We start from the raw sequence: 18,326 nt of genomic DNA, 5'->3' as shown, positions 1-18,326 counted from the left end.
TCGCAGTAGTAATAAAAGAAATTCAGCTACATATAATAAAGAGGAATAATTTTAGATACATAATTCAGGCTGATCTCACAAATGATATATGGAATTATGCTGATACAAGATTTGTAATAAAGAATAACAATGAAAGAACACTTGGTTTTTTTAATTACATATCAAGTCATCAAAAGTATAATGTTGCAGTTTTGTTTGTGTTAAATACTTTTAAAAATAGGATTAACGTTTTTAAAAAAACAAGTAAATGTGGTCTTGAATATCAGTTGCTTGTATTGAAAAAAAAAGTTCATTTTTTTATCGATAAGCTTGATTTATTAGCTATTGCTGATAAGTCTGAAGGATTTGGAATGAGTGTCACTGCAAGTGAGTTAAGATGGTTATACAGGCACCGATATATGTCTGATGTGCAACAAAATCTTATATTTTGGAGTAATTATAAAGTAATATCTAATGATTGCGTCTTTTCATTGCCTTTATGGCGAGCATATATTCCAAGTAATACTTATAAGTAAGGTGCCAGGACGGTTAAATTACTGATTGTTGAAATTAAAACAGCATGCAATTATATTGCATATGAAAAACTAAAGTATAAAGTGTAGTCTTATGCGTAATTTAATATATATGTCATTATCTTAATGTGTGTCGGTGATTTATGGACTTTACATATAGAGTAGATATGAAACACCAGTGGCGTCCAGGAATAGGTGGTTTTGTCGATCTTAACTGTGGTTGGTATTGTCAGGATGCTTTACTGAACTGGTATTGTAATAAAAATAAATTGTCTTATCTTTTATTAAAGAATAAGGCAAAAAGAAGTCGATTAAGTTATGGTTTTTCTCCTGAGGATAGTTTTTGTCATAGAATTTTTCTTCCTAACAATATTGAGTGCTACAAATATGCCCTTTTAAAATATGGGCCTATTATAGCCTCTGGTAAAATAGGCATGGCTGACTTCGGACTTTTGGGGGGAGTCAATCATTATGTTTTAATTGTTTCAGTTAATACCAAGCGTAATAAAATAACAATACAGGATCCATTAACTTTCAGTTGGGGGAGGTTTGGGTATTCAGATTATAGTATATGCGATTTTCACAGGGTCACTGGAAGAATAGATGAAACCCTGGTTATTAATAAATATAAGGTTAATCTGTTTCTTGGTGGTCAAAGCTTCGCTGTGTAGATATGTAGCGTGGAGGCATTTTGTGTTGAGATGATCATTTTTTTGTAAATAGATAGTGGAGAAAGAATTATGAATATTGATTTTGAATTTCATTTTGAGCAAATGAAGTTTATGAGGTCAAGAATTTTAGATGTCTCCTTACATAAGGGGGTTTGTTTATCAATGTGTATTGATTTTATAGACAGACGGAGAAAACAGCTTCCATGTGATTTTCTTTATTTCAGCCAACTTTATAAATTTGCATCCTATCAAAGGGCTGTAAGTTATGGAGTAGAAGCCGGAAAGATACAGGATGCAGTTTTGTTTCCAAACGGAAGATTTTTGATTGGAGATAGAAAGCCTGCATATTTGTTTCGGGAGGCATGCCAAGAATATGAGTTTACCCCAGATGAATTACCTGATGGTGACTTTATAATTAATATTGTATACTATACCCAAAATTGTCATGTGATTGCTTTACGTAAAAATAAATGCGGAATTGAGGTCTTTAATCCAAGCGAAGGATTATTTAAATCGGAAGATGTAAATACTCTAAATGTATATTTGCAAGAAAGAAACAAAAAAGTATGCCAGTATATTCACATATATCGCTGCCAGTAATTATTGATGTATTCAATAGAGTGGGTAATATGAACGAACTATAGACATACCCCGGCACGTAAGTGCACCGTGCACATTTCGATGCATTGGTGATTCCTCGCTCACTCGCTCGTTACACTTAGTCATGAGACTGCGGCGAGCACTGTATAATATCGCCATATGTACTATTATCCGTAACTTGAGGATGCAGGCAGCCGTTGTGATTTCCCGTGCGAAAAATAATTTTAAAAATGGATGCCATAAAATATAATGGTGTTTATATGATGATAACATGAGCCGGGACTTTGAAATACCAGACAGTGGATGTATCTTAAAATAAGAGATAGGCTTGGATATATCTCTAACACTAGTTCTAATTTTGAGATGACTGGAATTTTGCTGGGGCAGGAGCTCCGTAAGCGTAAAATACCTCAGGAAAAAATCGCTATTACTCAGCAGACAATGGAACCCGGCATGATTGTGTCCCATGCAGCTCGTTTACATGGTATTAATCCCTCTGTCTGTTGTTTAAGTGGAAAAAACAATATCGGGAAGGATGCCTCACTGCTGTTGCTGCCTCAGAGCTGGCTGCTGCTATAAAATAAATAAAAGAGTTACAGTGTTTGCTGGGTAAGAAAACAATGGAAGTTGAGATCCTCAAAGAAGCTGTGGAGTATGGTCAGTCGAGAAAATGGATAGTGCATGTCCCTTTGTTGCCAACGGACAAGGAATAACCCCGGTAAGCCGTATTCTGGGCGTGTCGCGTGCGCAACTGGCACGAAAGATGAAAACATCTGGTAATAAGTCGAATACATCGTCACAGGCGTGATGAGGCTGCGGAAATGTTATTACGCACCCTCGATATCATTAGCAATATGCCGACATATGGCTATCGCCGTGTCTGGGCCATACTCAGACGACAGTCCCGTAACGGAGGACTGCTGTTCGTGAATGCAAAGCGCGTTTATCGGATAATGAACGAAAATAACCTGTTGTTATTACATGACAAACCTTCACTGCTGCAGCGGGAACATAAAGGTTGAATATCGGTGAGCGAAAGCGACCATAGATGGTGTTCCGATGGCTTCGAGTTCGGTTGTTATGATGGAGAAAAACTACGGGTCACGTTCGCCTTGGACTGTTGCGATCGTGAAGCCATAGACTGGGCAGCGGGCACGCGAGGTTATGATAAGGCTACAGTGCAGGATGTCATGTTAGGAGCTATAGAAAAACGCTTTGGCTATAAAGAGCCGTAAAGAGCCATCCAGTGGCTGACCGATAACGGTCTGTTCTTACGGCTCATGAAACACGGCAGTTCGCCAGAGAGTTGAATCTGGAACCCTGCACAATAGCAGTCAGTAGCTCCAAAGTAACGGTATGGCATAAAGGTTCGTGAAAACGATGAAGGAAGATTACATCGCGTCATGCCTAAAACGAATGTAAGAACGGCATTGTATAACCTTGCAGTGGCGATCGAGCACCATCCGCATAGTGTGCTGGGTTATCTCTCTCCGAGGAAATATCGGCGTTAGCGAGTAACGTTAACTTAAGATACAACGGTTGCCTGGATATAGTGGGTCAAGGATATAACATATATGATGATAACATTTTATAAATGAGGTAATGCTAATGTTTTCAAGAAATCACCCTCATCGTCAGCCGTTCAATGCCAGAAACTCAAGGTTTTCTGAAAGAGCTATTGATCAAACACTTTCATATAAACCGTTTGGTGATAACCATTCTCCGGTATTATGGAACTCGATATATGGTAGTCTCGATAACTGGCCAGAAACAGCACATATGATGGCACTTCTCGGCATTCACCCAGACACATGGCTTGTGCGTATCACTTTACCCGATTATGTGGACCTTGAAAATATGCGGATCTCAGGGCATTCTCATACAGTGGCAAAAATTGAGGACCCTTATGATCTGAAACCCCATCCTTTGGTATCCGGGTTAAAGCTTCCCAGAACAAAACCCTCCCAAGATTTAGGACTTGAATGTCTTAATGTCATGTATACGAACAGTCGTATATCCCTGCATCGGGCGAAAATGAGTGTGCTGGGATATAGAAAAAGTCATCGCGATATTGTAATTTGTTTCCAGATGAAAGATATTCTGTCTGCTGGGGGTAAAATATACAGGGATGCATCATCGTCTCTCGAAAATGTTTTGATTTTGGGGCTTCCTGCAGGCGCATCTATACCTTTCAGAATAATATAATAAAAAGCAATAACAAATTTTATCATGCGATGAATGCCAATACAGAGAAATAATATGAAAACACGGAAGGAATGGCTTTATCAATTAAGGATGTCGACCCCAAGAGATACTCTTGAAAAAGTTATTGGGATTAACAGTTTATCTAAAGCAGTGGCGTTTTTTTCTGCGGCAGATCATCATTGAGCAGAACAGGTCATGGATGAACTCTATGATAAAGTTTCTTCTGGTGTTTGGAAGTATGTTTACTAAATGAGAAACGTTATATGTGAAATAAATATTAATAAGGCATTTTGGGGCATAAAGAGACTGTAATGTCATGAAAAAATGACTTATATAAAGCTCATATTTCACTCTCTTTCACCTTTGGCAATATACAAACAGATTCATAAAGGATAGTAGGGTTAATTATTGATGTTTATGGCAGACCGTATAAAAGTGGTCAGGGAGGACTGGAAGTTATAGCCCTGGTATGCTACTTCGCGTACAGCCCGGACCGGAAAGGCATCCATCCACAGAATCACCTGGCCGGTAACAGCGATGTGCTTCAGGTCGGTGATTCCGGGCTTTATACGAATCCGGCAGAATAACAGAAGTCGAGTGTATGGCCCATGCCCGGAGAAAAATCCACGATGTGCATGCAAGAGCACCGACCGACATCACCACGGAAGCACTGCAGCGTATCGGTCAACCAGCACCGTTTTCACACTGCCACCGAAGTAGCGGAAGACGCGAACCAGTGATTCGTAGGTGTGCTCAGCATCCTGTTTTGGTGCGGCGAAGACATGGAAGCGGCGGGAGAACCCCTGCGTATTAACCGCAAAGTTAACTTTGCACCGTTGCCCGGCAACCTCCACCTCAACTTCGCCCCAGTCGTGCTGGAGCTGGTATCCTGGCTGAGTTTCGAAGCAAACCGTTCTTTTTGACGGACGCATTTTACGTTTGGGCTGGATGTAGTAACGCAGAATGGAACGTCCGTATAGCCCATTACCTTAATCTCCGCGAAGATAACCTCGCTATTCCAGACATTCTCTGCCAGGCGCATGTCGATGTAATCCATAAACGGTTTCAGCTTAACCATTTTGTGGCGGGTCTTTCTGGCTGGCGGTTCAGAGTATTTGAGGTAGCGTTTGACAGTTCGTCCAGAGCAACCAACCTGAGTTGCAATATCGACAATGTACGCGCCCTGCTGGCGCATTTGCTTTATCATGTAAAAGTCCTCTCTGCTTAGCATGTTGATGTCCTTTCTGGTGTGAGAACCTTAAGGAAACAATATATTGGGGGGAGCGGACAATCCAAATGGTGAATTACCGTCTTATATTACTGGCGCTAACAACAACGAGTTATATGCGGATTCCAGAGCGTTCCGTTCGTTTTGGGTGCTTCCAGTTGATGCCTTCGGGAAGCATGGACAACTGAGCAGGAGTAAGGTGCACCTTTCCGTCACGGGTGACTGACCAGACGAAGCGGCCCCGCTCCAGGCGTTTGGTGAAGAGGCACAACCCGTCGCTGTCAGCCCACAACACTTTTATCTGGTCACTGCTGCGTCCGCAGAAGATGAACAGATGCCCGGAGAACAGGTCATCCTTCAGGACGTTCTGAACTTTTGAGGCCAGGCCGTTAAAGCCATTTCGCATATCGGTAATACCTGCAACCAGCCAGATACGCGAACCGGCAGGGAGAGATATCATCAGTGGCTGCTCTCTTTCATTTCGCGGATAATTGTCTGTAATAACGCTGGCGTCAGTTCGCCTTTCAGCCTGAGGGTTCCGGCTGGCTGAACCAGCTCGCAGCACAGACTGTCGGATGGTGTATTCTATCAAAAAACGTACCAAACACCCTATTGATATAGGTAAGCATGTTTAAAATAAATAGCTAACTATGATAATTTCAAAGCTCCTCTCTGGACTGATATTATCTATTTATTCATGATATTCATCAGCGGCAGGCCTGTTTGTAGCATCAGACTATTTTTATTAGTTAATACACTGGGAAATAATAAAATGATAACAATATCACGGATTTTTTTCGAGAAACAATAAAATTCTGGCGCAGAATAAATTAGAACTTCATTGTGTAACAAATCTCATGTCAACTTGTGGCTGCTGTTGAGAACGGTTCACCATTTTATGAAAACGATCACCCCATTCCCGGGAGGAAATCCTGGTCTGGTGAAAGTGAGGCAGGATTAGGCGAAGCTATTTAGCTGTCAGTTTTTCCAAATAGGAGTAAATTTATCATGAGAGTCGTTTACTTTTTTCCTTTTGACGATCGGGACGCAGAGGCGTTGTATGAACAGGAACGGAAACACTATCATCGTAAAGGTATTGAATTCATAAGTATTCTTGATAGCCCTAAAACGCGCCTGGATTTTCTTAGCCCTACGGACAGATTATATATTGTTGCTCATGGTAATCCATGGTGTATTGGTCAGAGTCAAACTTCAGAGCAAACATTAAGTACTGTAGGGCTTGCTAAGCTTATGGTAAGCAAACATCTCACCAAGAATTTTGTTGATATTAGACTACTATGTTGTCAGTCTGGCATCAATGCCTCTAAATACACCTCTTCATTTGCTCAGAGATTTAAAGAGGCCATGGTGTCTTTTGGCTATAATAATCTGCAAGTAACTGGTTACTTAGGGGGGGTAATAACATTAAGAGATTGGCGTCTTGAAAATAAGGAAACAAGTGGTTTTTATAAAGAGAAAAAAAAAGGGATAAACCCTGATAAGTCATATTGTTATATGATTAAGTCAAGGCTGGGATTAGACGAGTTCTTAAGATATGCTGCTTCAGATTTCAAAAAGATATTCTAAAGGTAAGCAGCTCACCATTGCCGTATTGATATTTGTTGTCCGCTTAGATTGAACACCCCTGTTTTCCTGGAGAGTGTTTTATCTGGGAACTCGGGCTGCCAGTGACGGGTTGTGCCTCTTCACCAAACGCCTGGAGCGGGGGCGCTTCGTCTGGTCAGTCACCCGTGACGGAAAGGTGCACCTTACTCCTGCTCAGTTGTCCATGCTTCCCGAAGGCATCAACTGGAAGCACCCAAAACGAACGGAACACGCTGGAATCCGCATATAACCCGTTGTAAAGTGGGGACATGGACACCTCACTTGCTCATGAGAACGCCCGCCTGCGGGCACTGTTGCAGACGCAACTGGACACCATCCGCCCTGCGCCAGTCTTCTGCCCGTAAACCGTTACCGGCCTCACTTCCCCGTGAAACCCGGGGCATCCGGCCGGAAGAGGAATGCTGTCCGGCCTGTGGTGGCGAACTCAGTCCTCAGGGATGTGATGTGTCAGAGCTGCTGGAGCTTATCAGCAGCGCCTTTAAGGTTATCGAAACACAACGTCCGAAACTGGCCTGCTGCCGGTGCGACTTTATCGTGCAGGCGCCGGTTCCTTCAAAACCCATTATACGCAGTTATGCCGAACCGGGGCTTCTGGCCCATATCGTCACCGGGAAATATGCAGACCATCTGCCGTTATATCGCCAGTCAGAGATATACCGTCGTCAGGGCGTGGAGCTGAGCCGTGTCACGCGGGGGCGCTGGACAGATGCCGTCGCCGGACTGTTGGAGCCGGTGTATGACGAACTGCGCCAGTATGTGCTGATGTCCGGTAAAGTTCATGCTGATGATATCCCCGTCCCGGTCCAGGAGCCGGGCAGTGCTAAAACCCAGACAGCCCGGCTGTGGGGCTACGTCCGTGATGACCGTAACACCGGCTCGGTGATGCCCCCGGCAGTCTGGTTCACATACAACCCGGACTGGAAAGGTATCCATCCACAGAATCACCTGGCCGGTTACAGCGGAGTGATTCAGGCCGATGCTTACGGTGGTTACCGGGCGTTGTACGAATCCGGCAGAATAACGGAAGCCACGTGTATGGCCCATGCCGGAGAAAAATCCACGATGTGCATGCAAGAGCGCCGACCGACATCACCACGGAAGCCCTGCAGCGTATCGGTGAATTGTATGCCATCGAGGCCGAGGTCCGGGGATGTTCAGCAGAACAGCGTCTGGCGGCAAGAAAGGCAGAGCTGCGCCACTGATGCAGTCACTGTATGACTGGATACAGCAACAGATGAAAATACTGTCGCGTCACTCGGATACGGCAAAAGCGTTCGCATACCTGCTGAAACAGAGGGACGCGCTAAGCGTGTACTGCAGCAATGGCTGGGTGGAAATCGACAACAACATAGAACGAGAACGCCTTACGGGGTGGGCTGTAGGCCGGAAGAACTGGCTGTTCGCGGGCTCCGACAGCGGCGGCGAACATGCAGCGGTGCTGTACTCGCTGATCGGCACATACCGTCTGAACAATGTGGAGCCGGAAAAATGGCTGCGTTATGTCATTGAACATATCCAGGACTGGCCGGCAAACCGGGTACGCGATCTGTTGCCCAGGATAGTTGAACTGACCTCTCAGTAAATATCAATACGGTTCTAGCGAGCAGCTTACCTTTTTAGTGGAACGCAGATATAAAAAATCCCCGGCTTTTTGAGCCAGGGATGTGGATATAAGAAGATTTACTCTACGTTATCTGCGATGGGTATCGATGGTGTCAATGGTGAAGTCAATGCCGCCAGCGAACCGCCTGAAACGCCGATTTCATTGAGGAGAGAGTCAATAAGCGGTGCCTGTGTGCGGTAAGAAAGGGCGGCTGATAACGCCTGTTCTGCCAGATTACCCCCACCAACGCAGCCTGATGTCGCATCACCCGTAGCGCCTCCACGATTCAGTCCATCCACCTGAATTATTTTAATACCGTCGATAGACTTCATCGGTTCTACGGATTTCTCGATTACTGCAGGAAGAGACTGCAACAGCGCCAGCTTGAACTTAAGACTGGTTTGTTCGTCAGAAAGTACGTTGATAGCGTCGTTCAATGCACGTTGTGCTTCCGCTTCCGCCAGGCCTTTTTTACGTGTTGCCTCAGCTAACTCTACGATTGCTGCCGCCTGCATCTCTGCGGCTTCTTTTTCAGCTTTCGCTCGGACGGTCAGTTCGACCGCTTTGGTTTCCGCGTCTTGTGCTGCGGCAATCAGAGCAACCTGCTTGGCACGATCGGCTTCGGCGGTCTGACGAGTTGTTTCCACGTTTTGCTGGGCGCTTACCGCTTCTGCAAGTGCGAGGTTAGCACGCGCTTCCGCTTGTGACTGCTGTTCCGATTTGGCCGCAATAGCGATCGATTTCGTCTGGTTGGCGATTTCGGTGACCTGCTGCTGTTCGATTTCTTTAATGCGAACTTCGCGTTCGGCCTCAACTTTTCTTGAGCGCACGGCCTGTTCGCGGTCGATTTCTGTTTCCTGAATTTGCCGTTCAGCCAGAATACGCGTCTGCTCTGCTTCACGACGACGTTCAGCTTCAAAAGCCGCAATTTTCGCATTCTGCTCTGCGGTGCGGGTTTTAACCTGCTGCTCCTGCTCAAGTGTCATAAACGCTTCTTGCTGTTCAATTTCCAGCTTCCGCGACAGCGCATCACGGTTTTTCTCACGTACTGCGACTTCCACATCTTGTTCAACTTCGTTACGCTCGCGGCGACGGCGTTCTGTTTCCTGCGTCAGCTTGGTTAAACCTTCGGCGTCAAAGGCGTTGTTCGGATTAAAATGTTCTTTAGAGGTCTGGTTAAAGTTGGTAAGTGACACGCTTTCCAGTTCCAGACCGTTTTTCGACAAGTCTTCTGCAACGGTATTTTGCACCCCCTGAACGAAGTTTTCGCGTGTATCCTGTAACTCATGCATGGTCATTTGTGCTGCGGTGGCACGCAGAGCATCGACGAATTTATCTTCGACCAGCATCCGTAAATCTTCCGGCGATAAGGTTCGTTGCCCTAACGTCTGAGCGGCGGTGGCGATGCCTTCTACCGACGGTTTTACCCGCACGAAGAAAGCGACCACGACATCGACACGCATACGATCTTTCGTAATTAAACTATCAATCGTCGAGCGACTGACTTCCAGTTTCAATGTATTCATATTGATAGGGATTATTTCATGGAAGATCGGCATAACAATTGCGCCGCCACTCATAACCACTTTTTGTCCGCCTAATCCGGTACGGACAAATGCCTGCTCGGCAGATGCCCGACGATAAAGTCGCGCGAAAATAATACCAATAATAAATAGAACGCATACGGCAACAATCGCCATAAACATCCAGGAAGGCACTAAATTAACAATATCATCCATTACTAAATTTCCTTTTAATTAAATATTTATAATATATTTGGCCAGGGGTTTTTTTCAGCTAAATACCGCGTTGAAGAAAGCCGGCAAATAATTAACACCTTGTCACCTTTATTAAAAAAATTACCTTCTTCAGGTTCCAGTAATAAATAGTGTGTTTGACCGAATTGATCGGTGAGTTTTCCTTCACAGGGATGACCTGAAGTTGCCTGATGACCGGTAATTAATGCCATGCAGCCAATATATTCTTCTTCGGTAATAGCAGAGCTATGGTCACGTGGAACCCAGGGGGCAATTATCTTGCCGGTATAATGCACCATGATAATGGTGAGCAGTAAACTGACTGGAACAACGAACAGATTCGAGAGTGGGGCTTGCCAGAGCAAGATGCAGGTGTGCTGTAGCAAAACGCCAAGCAGTCCAAAGAAACCGGCTAACAGGCAGAGGACGACGAGGGCTGGCAGCCTTCCGATATTGAGATAATGAAACGCTTGACTAATATTACCTGTGGTTATGGAATCGTAATGATCAAGATGTGCATCAAGAGCGCCAGAGAGCATATGGCCACAGATAATGGCAATAATTTCCAACAGACCGATTAATAGTACAAAGGAAATAGCGAAAAGATAAGGTGCGTTATAGTCGGCAAATAAAATCATCAGTCACTCCATCGTCCATTCAGTGACGCATTGTTTATTATGGTATGGTTTCCTTGCTTACATTTGCTCTGGCTAATAATAACATATGTTAGTGAGTTCTTAAAAGGAGAAGTCCTTTAATGTTATTTTTTATTTTTAGAAAAAGTGTGATCCTAAACAATATATTTACGCACGTTATGTTTAAAGGCACTACCCTGATTAGGGAATACTGAAATCAGAAAAAGCATATAGCCTTAAAAGGTATGCGATAACCGGAGGATGTGCTTATGGATCATAGTCTTAATTCTTTAAATAATTTCGATTTCCTGGCGCGTAGTTTTGCCAGAATGCATTCTGAAGGCCGCCCGGTCGATATTCTGGCCGTCACCGGTAATATGGATGAAGAACATCGGACCTGGTTTTGCGCCCGCTATGCCTGGTATTGCCAGCGGATGATACAGTCAAAAGAACTGGAATTAGAACATTGATATTACGGGCCATTTGGCCCGTTTTTGTGTTGCTTTATTCTGCTTTATCAACGGGTGGGATAGCTGGAGGAGACTGAACTTCTGCTACCGGGTTATTGCGCGCTTCCAATTCACTGATGCGCTGTTCCAGTAACGCCAATTTCTCACGGGTCCGTAACAGAACCTGCGTCTGAACGTCGAATTCTTCACGGCTCACAAGATCGAGACGCGTCAGCTGCGCCTGGAGGGTTTGGCGGATTTTTTTCTCCACATCTTCCCCGAACTCCCTGATTCCTTTAGGCATTGATTCGTGAACCTGGCGAGCGATTTGCTCAATTTTTTTCGGGTCAATCATTGTAGTTTCCCTGTACTGATAGGTGTTAAGTGCCATTGTAGTGCGATAAGGGTAAGGCATAAACCAGAATTATGTGAACCTATGCGTTGCCGCCGCTAATCATTAGCGTTATAGTGAATCCGCTTATTCTCAGGGCGGGGCGAAATTCCCCACCGGCGGTAAATCAACGTATGAACATTGCTTATGAACATAGTTGAAAGCCCGCGAGCGCTTTGGGTGCAAACTCAAAGGACAGCAGATCCGGTGTAATTCCGGGGCCGACGGTTAAAGTCCGGATGGGAGAGAGTAACGATTCTGTCGGGCATGGACCCGCTCACGTTATTTTGGCTATAAGCCGCCACTCCTAAGACTGCCCTGATTCTGGTAACCATAATTTTAGTGAGGTTTTTTTACCATGAATCAGACGCTACTTTCCTCTTTTGGTACGCCTTTCGAACGTGTTGAAAATGCACTGGCTGCGCTGCGTGAAGGACGCGGTGTAATGGTGCTTGATGATGAAGACCGTGAAAACGAAGGCGATATGATCTTCCCGGCAGAAACGATGACCGTTGAGCAGATGGCGCTGACCATTCGCCACGGTAGCGGTATTGTTTGCCTGTGTATCACCGAAGATCGTCGTAAACAGCTTGATCTGCCGATGATGGTGGAAAATAACACCAGTGCCTATGGCACCGGTTTTACCGTGACCATTGAAGCTGCTGAAGGTGTGACTACCGGTGTTTCTGCCGCTGATCGTATTACAACCGTTCGTGCTGCTATTGCCGATGGCGCGAAACCGTCAGATCTGAATCGTCCGGGCCACGTTTTCCCACTTCGCGCGCAGGCAGGTGGTGTACTGACTCGCGGTGGTCATACTGAAGCGACTATTGATCTGATGACGCTGGCAGGCTTTAAACCGGCAGGTGTACTGTGTGAGTTGACGAATGATGATGGCACCATGGCGCGTGCGCCAGAGTGCATCGAGTTTGCGAATAAACACAATATGGCACTGGTTACCATCGAAGATCTGGTGACATACCGTCAGGCACATGAGCGTAAAGCCAGCTGAAAATCGCTGCTTAATTTACCGCGTTAATCAAGAAACCGAAGTTGTTGCTGGCTTCGGTTTTTATTTTGCCTTCATTATGCAAGATGTTAATTCCGCTTCTCTTTCTATGAGAAAATTTCATTAATATCAGGCAACCTTTTTCATTATGATCAAAATCATATAATTGTTTCGTTATTATGCGACCATATGAATATATCCGAAAAAGGATATGTGAAATTTATGCGCCAAATGTTTAGTAATGTTAAATGTTAAGGGTAAAAAGGATGTTTATCGCCTGGTACTGGATTGTATTGATTGCGCTGGCTGTGGTGGGTTATTTCCTGCATCTGAAACGTTATTGTCGGGCGTTCCGCCAGGACAGAGACGCACTGCTGGAAGCGCGGAACAAATACTTAAACAGTGCGAGAGAAGAGGCAGCAGAAAAGCTGGAATAGGGCTTTTGTGATGTTTGCAGATGTTGTCCATGCGCCGGACAACATCTGAAGCCGTTTTTAACCAATTCCTGCCGTTTGTAGCAGTACTAAACTGAACCCCATCACTGACATTCCACATAGAACGCCATAGCTGGGGTTATTATTGGGATCAATTTCTTTAGCCAATGGCATTAATTCATCAACGGAAAGTGCGACCATAATACCTGCAACCGCCGCCATGATTGCTGCCATTACCACTGGAGAAATCATGCTACCGAGGATTAACCACGCCAGAACACCACCGAGAATCTCTGCCAGTCCAGAAATCCCTGCCCACAGAATTGCGGTGCGTTTAGACCCCGTTGCCGCGTAAACCGGGCCTGCAACCGCCAGACCTTCAGGAATATTATGCAACGCCACTGCCAGAGCGATACCAAAGCCCAGCTCCAGGTTACTGCTTGCTGTGACAAAGGTGGCAATCCCTTCCGGGAAGTTATGCAGGCTGATACCCAGAGTGAGCAGAATAGCAGTGCGCTTGATTGATTTTGGTAGCGGCTGCACTGATTTTTGCATTAAATCCTGCGGGTGGGCATGTGGCAACATGCGGTCCAGGCCAAAATAGCCCAGCAAACCAACGATAAACATACCGTAGCCCAGCACAGGCGACATCCCTTCGGCGGCTAATGCGGCAGGAAGCATCTCCATTAATGAGATGAGCAACATAATCCCCGCCGCAAATCCCAGCGAAAACGCCAGCAGTCGGTTTGAGGGTTTTTGTCCAAGAACGCCGAGAAACGCGCCAATAAACGTGGCTGCCCCCGCCAGTATGGTCAGAATGAGAGGTACTGACATCGACAACTCCTTATAATTCTTCAACTTCAGGTGGAGCTTCAAAATAACTGATGATGATCATCATGGTTATCTGGGTTCTTCGCCCACCGAACAAGCGTATTGTGAGGATATCAAAATGACACCTTCAATTAAGGATATCATCATGTCTTCAACGCGTATGCCAGCATTGTTTTTAGGTCACGGTAGCCCGATGAACGTGCTGGAAGATAATTTATATACCCAGGCCTGGCAGCGGCTAGGCGAGACATTGCCGCGCCCGAAAGCGATTGTCGCTATTTCTGCGCACTGGTTTACCCGTGGCACGGGAGTAACAGCAATGGAAACGCCACCGACAATTCATGACTTTGGCGGCTTTCCTCAGGCGTTATACGAAACGCATTATCCGGCTCCGGGTTCACCTGCTTTGGCACAGCGACTGGTCGAATTACTGGCGCCAGTACCTGTTACCCTGGATAAAGAAGCCTGGGGTTTTGACCACGGTTCCTGGGGCGTGCTGATTAAGATGTATCCTGACGCTGACATCCCGCTGGTGCAGTTGAGTATCGATAGTACTAAACCCGCCGCCTGGCATTTCGAAATGGGACGTAAGCTGGCGGCGCTGCGCGATGAAGGGATAATGTTAGTTGCCAGTGGCAACGTGGTGCATAACCTGCGCACGGTGAAGTGGCATGGCGATAGTTCACCGTACCCGTGGGCGATGTCGTTCAATGAGTATGTGAAAGCGAATCTGACGTGGCAAGGGGCGGTTGAAGAGCATCCACTAGTGAACTACCTCGACCATGAAGGTGGGGCGTTATCGAATCCAACACCGGAACACTTTCTGCCACTGTTGTATGTGTTAGGTGCGTGGGATGGTCAGGAGCCGGTGACTGTTCCGGTTGATGGTATAGAGATGGGCAGTTTAAGCATGTTGTCGGTGCAGGTAGGCTAAAAGATGAGAAGAACCGAAGCCACATTGCTGGCTTCGGTTCTCGTTACCTTACTTTTGCAGCAGCTTGAGTCCCCATGCGCCGCTCATCACTAGCAGCAGTAATAAACAGAGACCAAAAGCCAACATACATGCCTGTGCCATGTTCATAAAGTGCCACGGCGGTAGCAGATACCAGCCTTCAGATTGCTGATACATCTCTACAAACCACTGCTGCATACTACTCAGTGTGACGCCATCGGGAACGATTGGCGCGTCATAGCCACAATCTCCGGTCGGTTTGAACCAGTTTGGTGCCCACTGTGCAAGCGGCAGGTTAAAGGGGAAAGTGGGATCGGTAGAGCAACCCTGTACGCCAAACAGTGAATCGGGATCCGGGTTATGCACCGCATGGTGGATATCGTTCAGTTTGAGTGAAAACTTCAGTCCCATAATGCTGCCGTAAAATGCCATCACGCAGCCAATCAACTTAAGGACGATATTCTTCGGGTTGATCGCCGCAACCAATCCTCCAATAACCATTACAAACATGGCGTAGCGAATGTAAACGCATTGTTCGCATGGTGCCATGTAGAGATAGATTTGGAAGAACGAGTGCGCGAGGATAATTAACGCCCCCATCGCAACTGCCATTAACAGCCACAAAAAGCGTTGCTCCTGCCATCTGACCAGTGTGTCGACTGGTGATGTGCGAAGGTCTTTCCACATTCCCTTAATACCCATAGCCTGTTTCCCTGTTATTTGCTTGCTAACTCGCGGATAAGGTCTGCCATCGCATCAATGGATTTAATACTCTTGGTGTAGATCAAGTACTTACCATTAACGACATAGGCCGGAACGCCCTGGATTTTTGCAACTTCATAAGAGGCTTTCCATTTTTCCAGTGTTTCTTGTACCGCTGGCTCTTTCAGTGCTGCTTCAAAATCCGCCTGGCTCATACCTGCGGCATCCAGACCAGTTTTGATAAAGGCAGCGGGATCTTTACCGTCAGACCAGCGTTCTTTTTTGTCGTGATATGCCGCGTAGTAGGCAAACTTGGCCTTCTTAAACTGAGAGTTAGCATCAAATAAGGAAATGCCTGCGGCTTTATCTTTATTTATCAAGACCGCAAAGACTTCGCTTGCTTGTTTGCCGTATTCACCTTTGGTTTCCAGATGAAAAGGCGTGAAAGCAACGACATCTTTCACTTTTTCAGAGACAGGGCCAGTCACTGCTTTGTCATACTTGTAGCAGAACGGGCAGGCATAGCTGAACACTTTAATCAGCGTTTTATCAGCATTCGGAATCGGTTTTTCCAGAACCATATAATCCGTGCCTTCGGTGAATGCAGATGCGGTAAATGAAACCGCCAGAGCTGCGGTCAGCAGTACACTTTTAAACAGTGATGAGATCCCTAATTTCGACATTTTTTATTCCCTTCTTAATTATTTAAACATCTGCTGTGGACGGACTAACAGCGCACGATAGTGAGTCTGGTTGGGTTTATCAGACAGCACGTCGATTTCCACTTTCACTTCTTTGGTTTTGTAATCTATTTCGTTCAACTTACCGACGGTTGGCTGCCCGACATCGAACAAATGAATAGAACCACCGAAGCCAAACATGGTGTTGCGGTCGGCTTGATATTCAATGATAGAGGTGATTGGGCTATAGAAATCGTAGCCACGTTCTTTACCGTATTCCCAAACTTGCTGAACGGTGCCTTTCTTCTCATCAATCTTATATTCCACAAAGCGGGAATATTTCATGGTTGGTAAGGCAGGTTGTTCCAGATGGCGACCGTCGCCATTATCAAAGATAGTGAGCGTACCTTTACTGGAAATCCAGGCGGTATGTTGGGTGTAGGTAAAATCGAAGTCCGAGTTTTCACACAGACCGTTTTCGTTACACGTAATAGGTTTACCGTTAGCATCAACTGGTTTCAGCAGCTTGCTAGCCAGTGGTTTTTCCCAGCCTTTCGATGGCGCAAGGATCCATTTCACTTGCTTATCACGACCAATCTTCACTACGCCCTGATGACGAGAGGAGAGAATAATTGAGTCATCTTTTGCGTCATAAGCGATGGAATTAACGTGCGCCCAGTTACGGCCTGGCCCTACACCCAGAGCGTCGCCAAACGGTGTATCTGGTTCCAGTTTTGCCTGTTGTCCTGCATGGGCAAGGTCAACGTTAACGCAAACTGCACCTGCATCCAGCGCGCCGAGCAGTGCATCGCGTTTCGGATCGAGGATCTTCGTCAGATCCCATACATCGACAACGCGACCAGATTTATCGACTTCGAGGATATGGTCACGAATGGTGGTGACGTGTACGCCGTCATCGCGACGATAGTTACTCTTACCTACGCGCAACAGTACCGTGCCATTTGGCGTCTCAATGGATTCATGAGTGGCGTCAGCGAATCCGCGCGGCAGTTTATGATCTTCCAGCACCTGACCCATCATGTCGAACTCGTACCAGTGCTGACCCTGTACTGCGGTAAAGGTGCCGCGTGGCGTTTCGCGGATGCCCATCAGATAACCACGCTTGTTGATATCGCGGTCACGACCATCGTAGAAGGTGTCTTGATCCAGCCACCAGCGGTATTCACCTTCGGTATCGACGATAAAGGTGAATGGCGCGATATCAAAAGGCAGTGCGCCGGTTGCCGGACCCGCATCGAGGATCCCGGCATTTTTATCTTTCTCACCATGCCAGTGGAGGTCGGAACCTTGCGCAGTAAAGGTATGGGTATTAACCAGATAGAGGCGGTCTTCAAAACCTGGCGCGACTTTAACAACTTTGGTTTGCTGTAGGTCGGAGATGGAGCGGTTATCCATGTAATTATTGACGATGGCGGAAGTCTGCACCACGTAATCATCTTTCATGGCCTTACCGTTTTCTTTCCACTCAACGGTTACTTTGTTAGCAAATTTCTGGTAAAGACCAAAAATCGGTACACCATCGTAAGTTTTTAGTGACTCCTGACCCACGTGATAGCTGATTTCAACGCCTTTTTCGCCTTTCCCGTGGACGGTAACTTTGACGTCAGAAATGACATGGCTATCTAAATCAACCACAGCAGTCAGAGGAGCATTACCGTAGGGATCAACGATGACTGCGCCGAGTTGCCCGGCAGGTGGTGCAGGTTTAAAACCTGCTGCCATCACCCCTGATGCTGACAAACCCAGAGTTATCGCCACAGCTCCGGCTACCAGAGTTTTTCTATATTTATCAAACATGGATATATCTCCTTATATAACGCAAATATATAATAATGATGAATATCGACTGTTGAGATGGTGCTAATAAATTCATTTGACGAATGAAAGTGTATTTCTAATAGTTGTTATAAATGCTTTTTTACTTGATTTGGATTTTTGTATTTCTCTGTAACAAATATTTTCTTTTAGTCGATACTAGGGGGGCAATATATCAATAACAAACTTCAATATTGTGTAGTGT

General features: G+C 45.8%; 17 protein-coding genes, 7 pseudogenes and 1 riboswitch. Of the genes and pseudogenes, 14 read left to right on the top strand and 10 right to left on the bottom strand.

Translation table 11 applies throughout. The features are described 5' to 3' along the window. From A7Z29_RS22460 to A7Z29_RS22425, 7 genes and pseudogenes are all read left to right on the top strand, one after another. Positions 1-515, top strand: a 515-nt coding sequence (locus A7Z29_RS22460) for a hypothetical protein (RefSeq protein WP_105290858.1), incomplete at its 5' end; no start/stop codon positions are given. 164 nt (positions 516-679) lie between these two features. Further along, positions 680-1,183, top strand: coding sequence for a kinesin (locus A7Z29_RS22455; RefSeq protein WP_286135442.1), 504 nt, complete (start codon positions 680-682; stop codon positions 1,181-1,183). 69 nt (positions 1,184-1,252) lie between these two features. Next, positions 1,253-1,783, top strand: coding sequence for a hypothetical protein (locus A7Z29_RS23860; protein WP_286135441.1), 531 nt, complete (start codon positions 1,253-1,255; stop codon positions 1,781-1,783). A 363-nt stretch (positions 1,784-2,146) separates the two neighbouring features. Then, positions 2,147-3,294, top strand: a pseudogene (locus tag A7Z29_RS22445) (IS3 family transposase). Between the two features lie 97 nt (positions 3,295-3,391). Then, complete coding sequence (locus tag A7Z29_RS22440) at positions 3,392-3,988, top strand: AvrPphF family type III effector (RefSeq protein WP_105290856.1); 597 nt, start codon at positions 3,392-3,394, stop codon at positions 3,986-3,988. 54 nt (positions 3,989-4,042) lie between these two features. After that, positions 4,043-4,237 (top strand): annotated as a pseudogene (locus tag A7Z29_RS23530) (Hha/YmoA family nucleoid-associated regulatory protein). A gap of 224 nt (positions 4,238-4,461) precedes the next feature. Then, positions 4,462-4,676, top strand: a pseudogene (locus A7Z29_RS22425) (IS66 family transposase); the annotation flags it as partial. Here A7Z29_RS22425 and A7Z29_RS22420 read toward each other — a convergent pair. The 3 genes and pseudogenes from A7Z29_RS22420 to A7Z29_RS22410 form a co-directional block, all read right to left on the bottom strand. Continuing rightward, a pseudogene (locus tag A7Z29_RS22420) lies at positions 4,654-5,219 on the bottom strand (DDE-type integrase/transposase/recombinase); the annotation flags it as partial. The pseudogenes A7Z29_RS22425 and A7Z29_RS22420 sit on opposite strands and share 23 nt — an antisense overlap. 109 nt (positions 5,220-5,328) lie before the next feature. After that, positions 5,329-5,676 (bottom strand): IS66 family insertion sequence element accessory protein TnpB, encoded by a 348-nt coding sequence (tnpB, locus tag A7Z29_RS22415; RefSeq protein ID WP_105290855.1) that lies wholly within the window; start codon positions 5,674-5,676, stop codon positions 5,329-5,331. Beyond that, positions 5,676-5,801 (bottom strand): annotated as a pseudogene (locus tag A7Z29_RS22410) (IS66-like element accessory protein TnpA); the annotation flags it as partial. The gene tnpB (A7Z29_RS22415) and the pseudogene A7Z29_RS22410, both read right to left, overlap by 1 nt. Positions 5,802-6,224: 423 nt before the next feature. Here A7Z29_RS22410 and A7Z29_RS23855 point away from each other — a divergent pair. From A7Z29_RS23855 to tnpC, 3 genes and pseudogenes are all read left to right on the top strand, one after another. Further along, complete coding sequence (locus tag A7Z29_RS23855; protein ID WP_286135439.1) at positions 6,225-6,803, top strand: hypothetical protein; 579 nt, start codon at positions 6,225-6,227, stop codon at positions 6,801-6,803. 94 nt (positions 6,804-6,897) lie between these two features. Then, positions 6,898-7,071, top strand: a pseudogene (tnpB, locus tag A7Z29_RS22400) (IS66 family insertion sequence element accessory protein TnpB); the annotation flags it as partial. 83 nt (positions 7,072-7,154) lie between these two features. Beyond that, a pseudogene (gene tnpC / locus A7Z29_RS22395) lies at positions 7,155-8,424 on the top strand (IS66 family transposase); the annotation flags it as partial. A gap of 98 nt (positions 8,425-8,522) precedes the next feature. On the opposite strand, the gene A7Z29_RS22390 reads toward tnpC, so the two are convergent. Next, positions 8,523-10,184, bottom strand: a complete 1,662-nt coding sequence (locus A7Z29_RS22390) for a flotillin family protein (protein ID WP_000341010.1) — start codon at positions 10,182-10,184, stop codon at positions 8,523-8,525. A gap of 26 nt (positions 10,185-10,210) precedes the next feature. Beyond that, positions 10,211-10,840 carry an OB-fold-containig protein gene (locus A7Z29_RS22385; protein ID WP_105290854.1) on the bottom strand — a complete coding sequence of 210 codons (630 nt, stop codon included), beginning with the start codon at positions 10,838-10,840 and terminating at the stop codon, positions 10,211-10,213. Between the two features lie 266 nt (positions 10,841-11,106). Between A7Z29_RS22385 and glgS the strand changes: the two genes are divergently transcribed. Next, positions 11,107-11,307 carry a cell surface composition regulator GlgS gene (gene glgS / locus A7Z29_RS22380; protein WP_032226312.1) on the top strand — a complete coding sequence of 67 codons (201 nt, stop codon included), beginning with the start codon at positions 11,107-11,109 and terminating at the stop codon, positions 11,305-11,307. A gap of 34 nt (positions 11,308-11,341) precedes the next feature. On the opposite strand, the gene ubiK is transcribed toward glgS, so the two are convergent. Further along, positions 11,342-11,641, bottom strand: coding sequence for a ubiquinone biosynthesis accessory factor UbiK (ubiK, locus tag A7Z29_RS22375; RefSeq protein ID WP_010347865.1), 300 nt, complete (start codon positions 11,639-11,641; stop codon positions 11,342-11,344). Between the two features lie 121 nt (positions 11,642-11,762). After that, a riboswitch (FMN riboswitch) is annotated at positions 11,763-11,932 on the top strand. Positions 11,933-12,035: 103 nt separating this feature from the next. Between ubiK and ribB the strand changes: the two genes are divergently transcribed. After that, the gene (ribB, locus tag A7Z29_RS22370) at positions 12,036-12,689 is read left to right on the top strand and encodes a 3,4-dihydroxy-2-butanone-4-phosphate synthase (protein WP_097511090.1); all 654 of its coding nucleotides are present in this window, start codon (positions 12,036-12,038) and stop codon (positions 12,687-12,689) included. A gap of 263 nt (positions 12,690-12,952) precedes the next feature. Next, complete coding sequence (gene yqiD, locus A7Z29_RS23435) at positions 12,953-13,123, top strand: protein YqiD (RefSeq protein WP_000469260.1); 171 nt, start codon at positions 12,953-12,955, stop codon at positions 13,121-13,123. Positions 13,124-13,180: 57 nt separating this feature from the next. Here the strand turns inward: yqiD and zupT are convergent, their stop codons facing one another. Further along, positions 13,181-13,954, bottom strand: a complete 774-nt coding sequence (gene zupT, locus A7Z29_RS22360) for a zinc transporter ZupT (protein WP_000115866.1) — start codon at positions 13,952-13,954, stop codon at positions 13,181-13,183. A gap of 142 nt (positions 13,955-14,096) precedes the next feature. Between zupT and ygiD the strand changes: the two genes are divergently transcribed. Continuing rightward, positions 14,097-14,885, top strand: coding sequence for a 4,5-DOPA-extradiol-dioxygenase (gene ygiD, locus A7Z29_RS22355; RefSeq protein WP_010347856.1), 789 nt, complete (start codon positions 14,097-14,099; stop codon positions 14,883-14,885). 48 nt (positions 14,886-14,933) lie between these two features. Here the strand turns inward: ygiD and dsbI are convergent, their stop codons facing one another. From dsbI to A7Z29_RS22340, 3 genes are read right to left on the bottom strand one after another with little or no spacing between them, the layout of a single operon-like run. After that, positions 14,934-15,605: a protein-disulfide oxidoreductase DsbI gene (gene dsbI / locus A7Z29_RS22350; protein ID WP_105290853.1), complete on the bottom strand. Its 672-nt coding sequence runs from the start codon at positions 15,603-15,605 to the stop codon at positions 14,934-14,936. Positions 15,606-15,619: 14 nt separating this feature from the next. Next, positions 15,620-16,288: a thiol:disulfide interchange protein DsbA/DsbL gene (locus A7Z29_RS22345; protein WP_000040018.1), complete on the bottom strand. Its 669-nt coding sequence runs from the start codon at positions 16,286-16,288 to the stop codon at positions 15,620-15,622. An 18-nt stretch (positions 16,289-16,306) separates the two neighbouring features. Continuing rightward, positions 16,307-18,103 (bottom strand): aryl-sulfate sulfotransferase, encoded by a 1,797-nt coding sequence (locus A7Z29_RS22340; RefSeq protein ID WP_105290852.1) that lies wholly within the window; start codon positions 18,101-18,103, stop codon positions 16,307-16,309. Positions 18,104-18,326 lie beyond the last annotated feature (223 nt).

Source organism: Escherichia sp. MOD1-EC6842 (genome assembly GCF_002965705.1).
GTDB classification, from domain to species: domain Bacteria; phylum Pseudomonadota; class Gammaproteobacteria; order Enterobacterales; family Enterobacteriaceae; genus Escherichia; species Escherichia ruysiae.
This window is presented reverse-complemented; position numbering and strand designations above follow the sequence as displayed.

Coding starts and splice junctions, on each gene's coding strand:
- ubiK (WP_010347865.1), bottom strand. CDS start 11,641: ATGATTGACCCGAAAAAAATTGAGCAAATCGCTCGCCAGGTTCACGAA.
- A7Z29_RS22385 (WP_105290854.1), bottom strand. CDS start 10,840: ATGATTTTATTTGCCGACTATAACGCACCTTATCTTTTCGCTATTTCC.
- ygiD (WP_010347856.1), top strand. CDS start 14,097: ATGTCTTCAACGCGTATGCCAGCATTGTTTTTAGGTCACGGTAGCCCG.
- zupT (WP_000115866.1), bottom strand. CDS start 13,954: ATGTCAGTACCTCTCATTCTGACCATACTGGCGGGGGCAGCCACGTTT.
- A7Z29_RS22455 (WP_286135442.1), top strand. CDS start 680: ATGAAACACCAGTGGCGTCCAGGAATAGGTGGTTTTGTCGATCTTAAC.
- glgS (WP_032226312.1), top strand. CDS start 11,107: ATGGATCATAGTCTTAATTCTTTAAATAATTTCGATTTCCTGGCGCGT.
- dsbI (WP_105290853.1), bottom strand. CDS start 15,605: ATGGGTATTAAGGGAATGTGGAAAGACCTTCGCACATCACCAGTCGAC.
- A7Z29_RS22340 (WP_105290852.1), bottom strand. CDS start 18,103: ATGTTTGATAAATATAGAAAAACTCTGGTAGCCGGAGCTGTGGCGATA.
- A7Z29_RS22390 (WP_000341010.1), bottom strand. CDS start 10,184: ATGGATGATATTGTTAATTTAGTGCCTTCCTGGATGTTTATGGCGATT.
- A7Z29_RS23855 (WP_286135439.1), top strand. CDS start 6,225: ATGAGAGTCGTTTACTTTTTTCCTTTTGACGATCGGGACGCAGAGGCG.
- yqiD (WP_000469260.1), top strand. CDS start 12,953: ATGTTTATCGCCTGGTACTGGATTGTATTGATTGCGCTGGCTGTGGTG.
- A7Z29_RS22345 (WP_000040018.1), bottom strand. CDS start 16,288: ATGTCGAAATTAGGGATCTCATCACTGTTTAAAAGTGTACTGCTGACC.
- A7Z29_RS22440 (WP_105290856.1), top strand. CDS start 3,392: ATGTTTTCAAGAAATCACCCTCATCGTCAGCCGTTCAATGCCAGAAAC.
- A7Z29_RS23860 (WP_286135441.1), top strand. CDS start 1,253: ATGAATATTGATTTTGAATTTCATTTTGAGCAAATGAAGTTTATGAGG.
- ribB (WP_097511090.1), top strand. CDS start 12,036: ATGAATCAGACGCTACTTTCCTCTTTTGGTACGCCTTTCGAACGTGTT.
- tnpB (WP_105290855.1), bottom strand. CDS start 5,676: ATGATATCTCTCCCTGCCGGTTCGCGTATCTGGCTGGTTGCAGGTATT.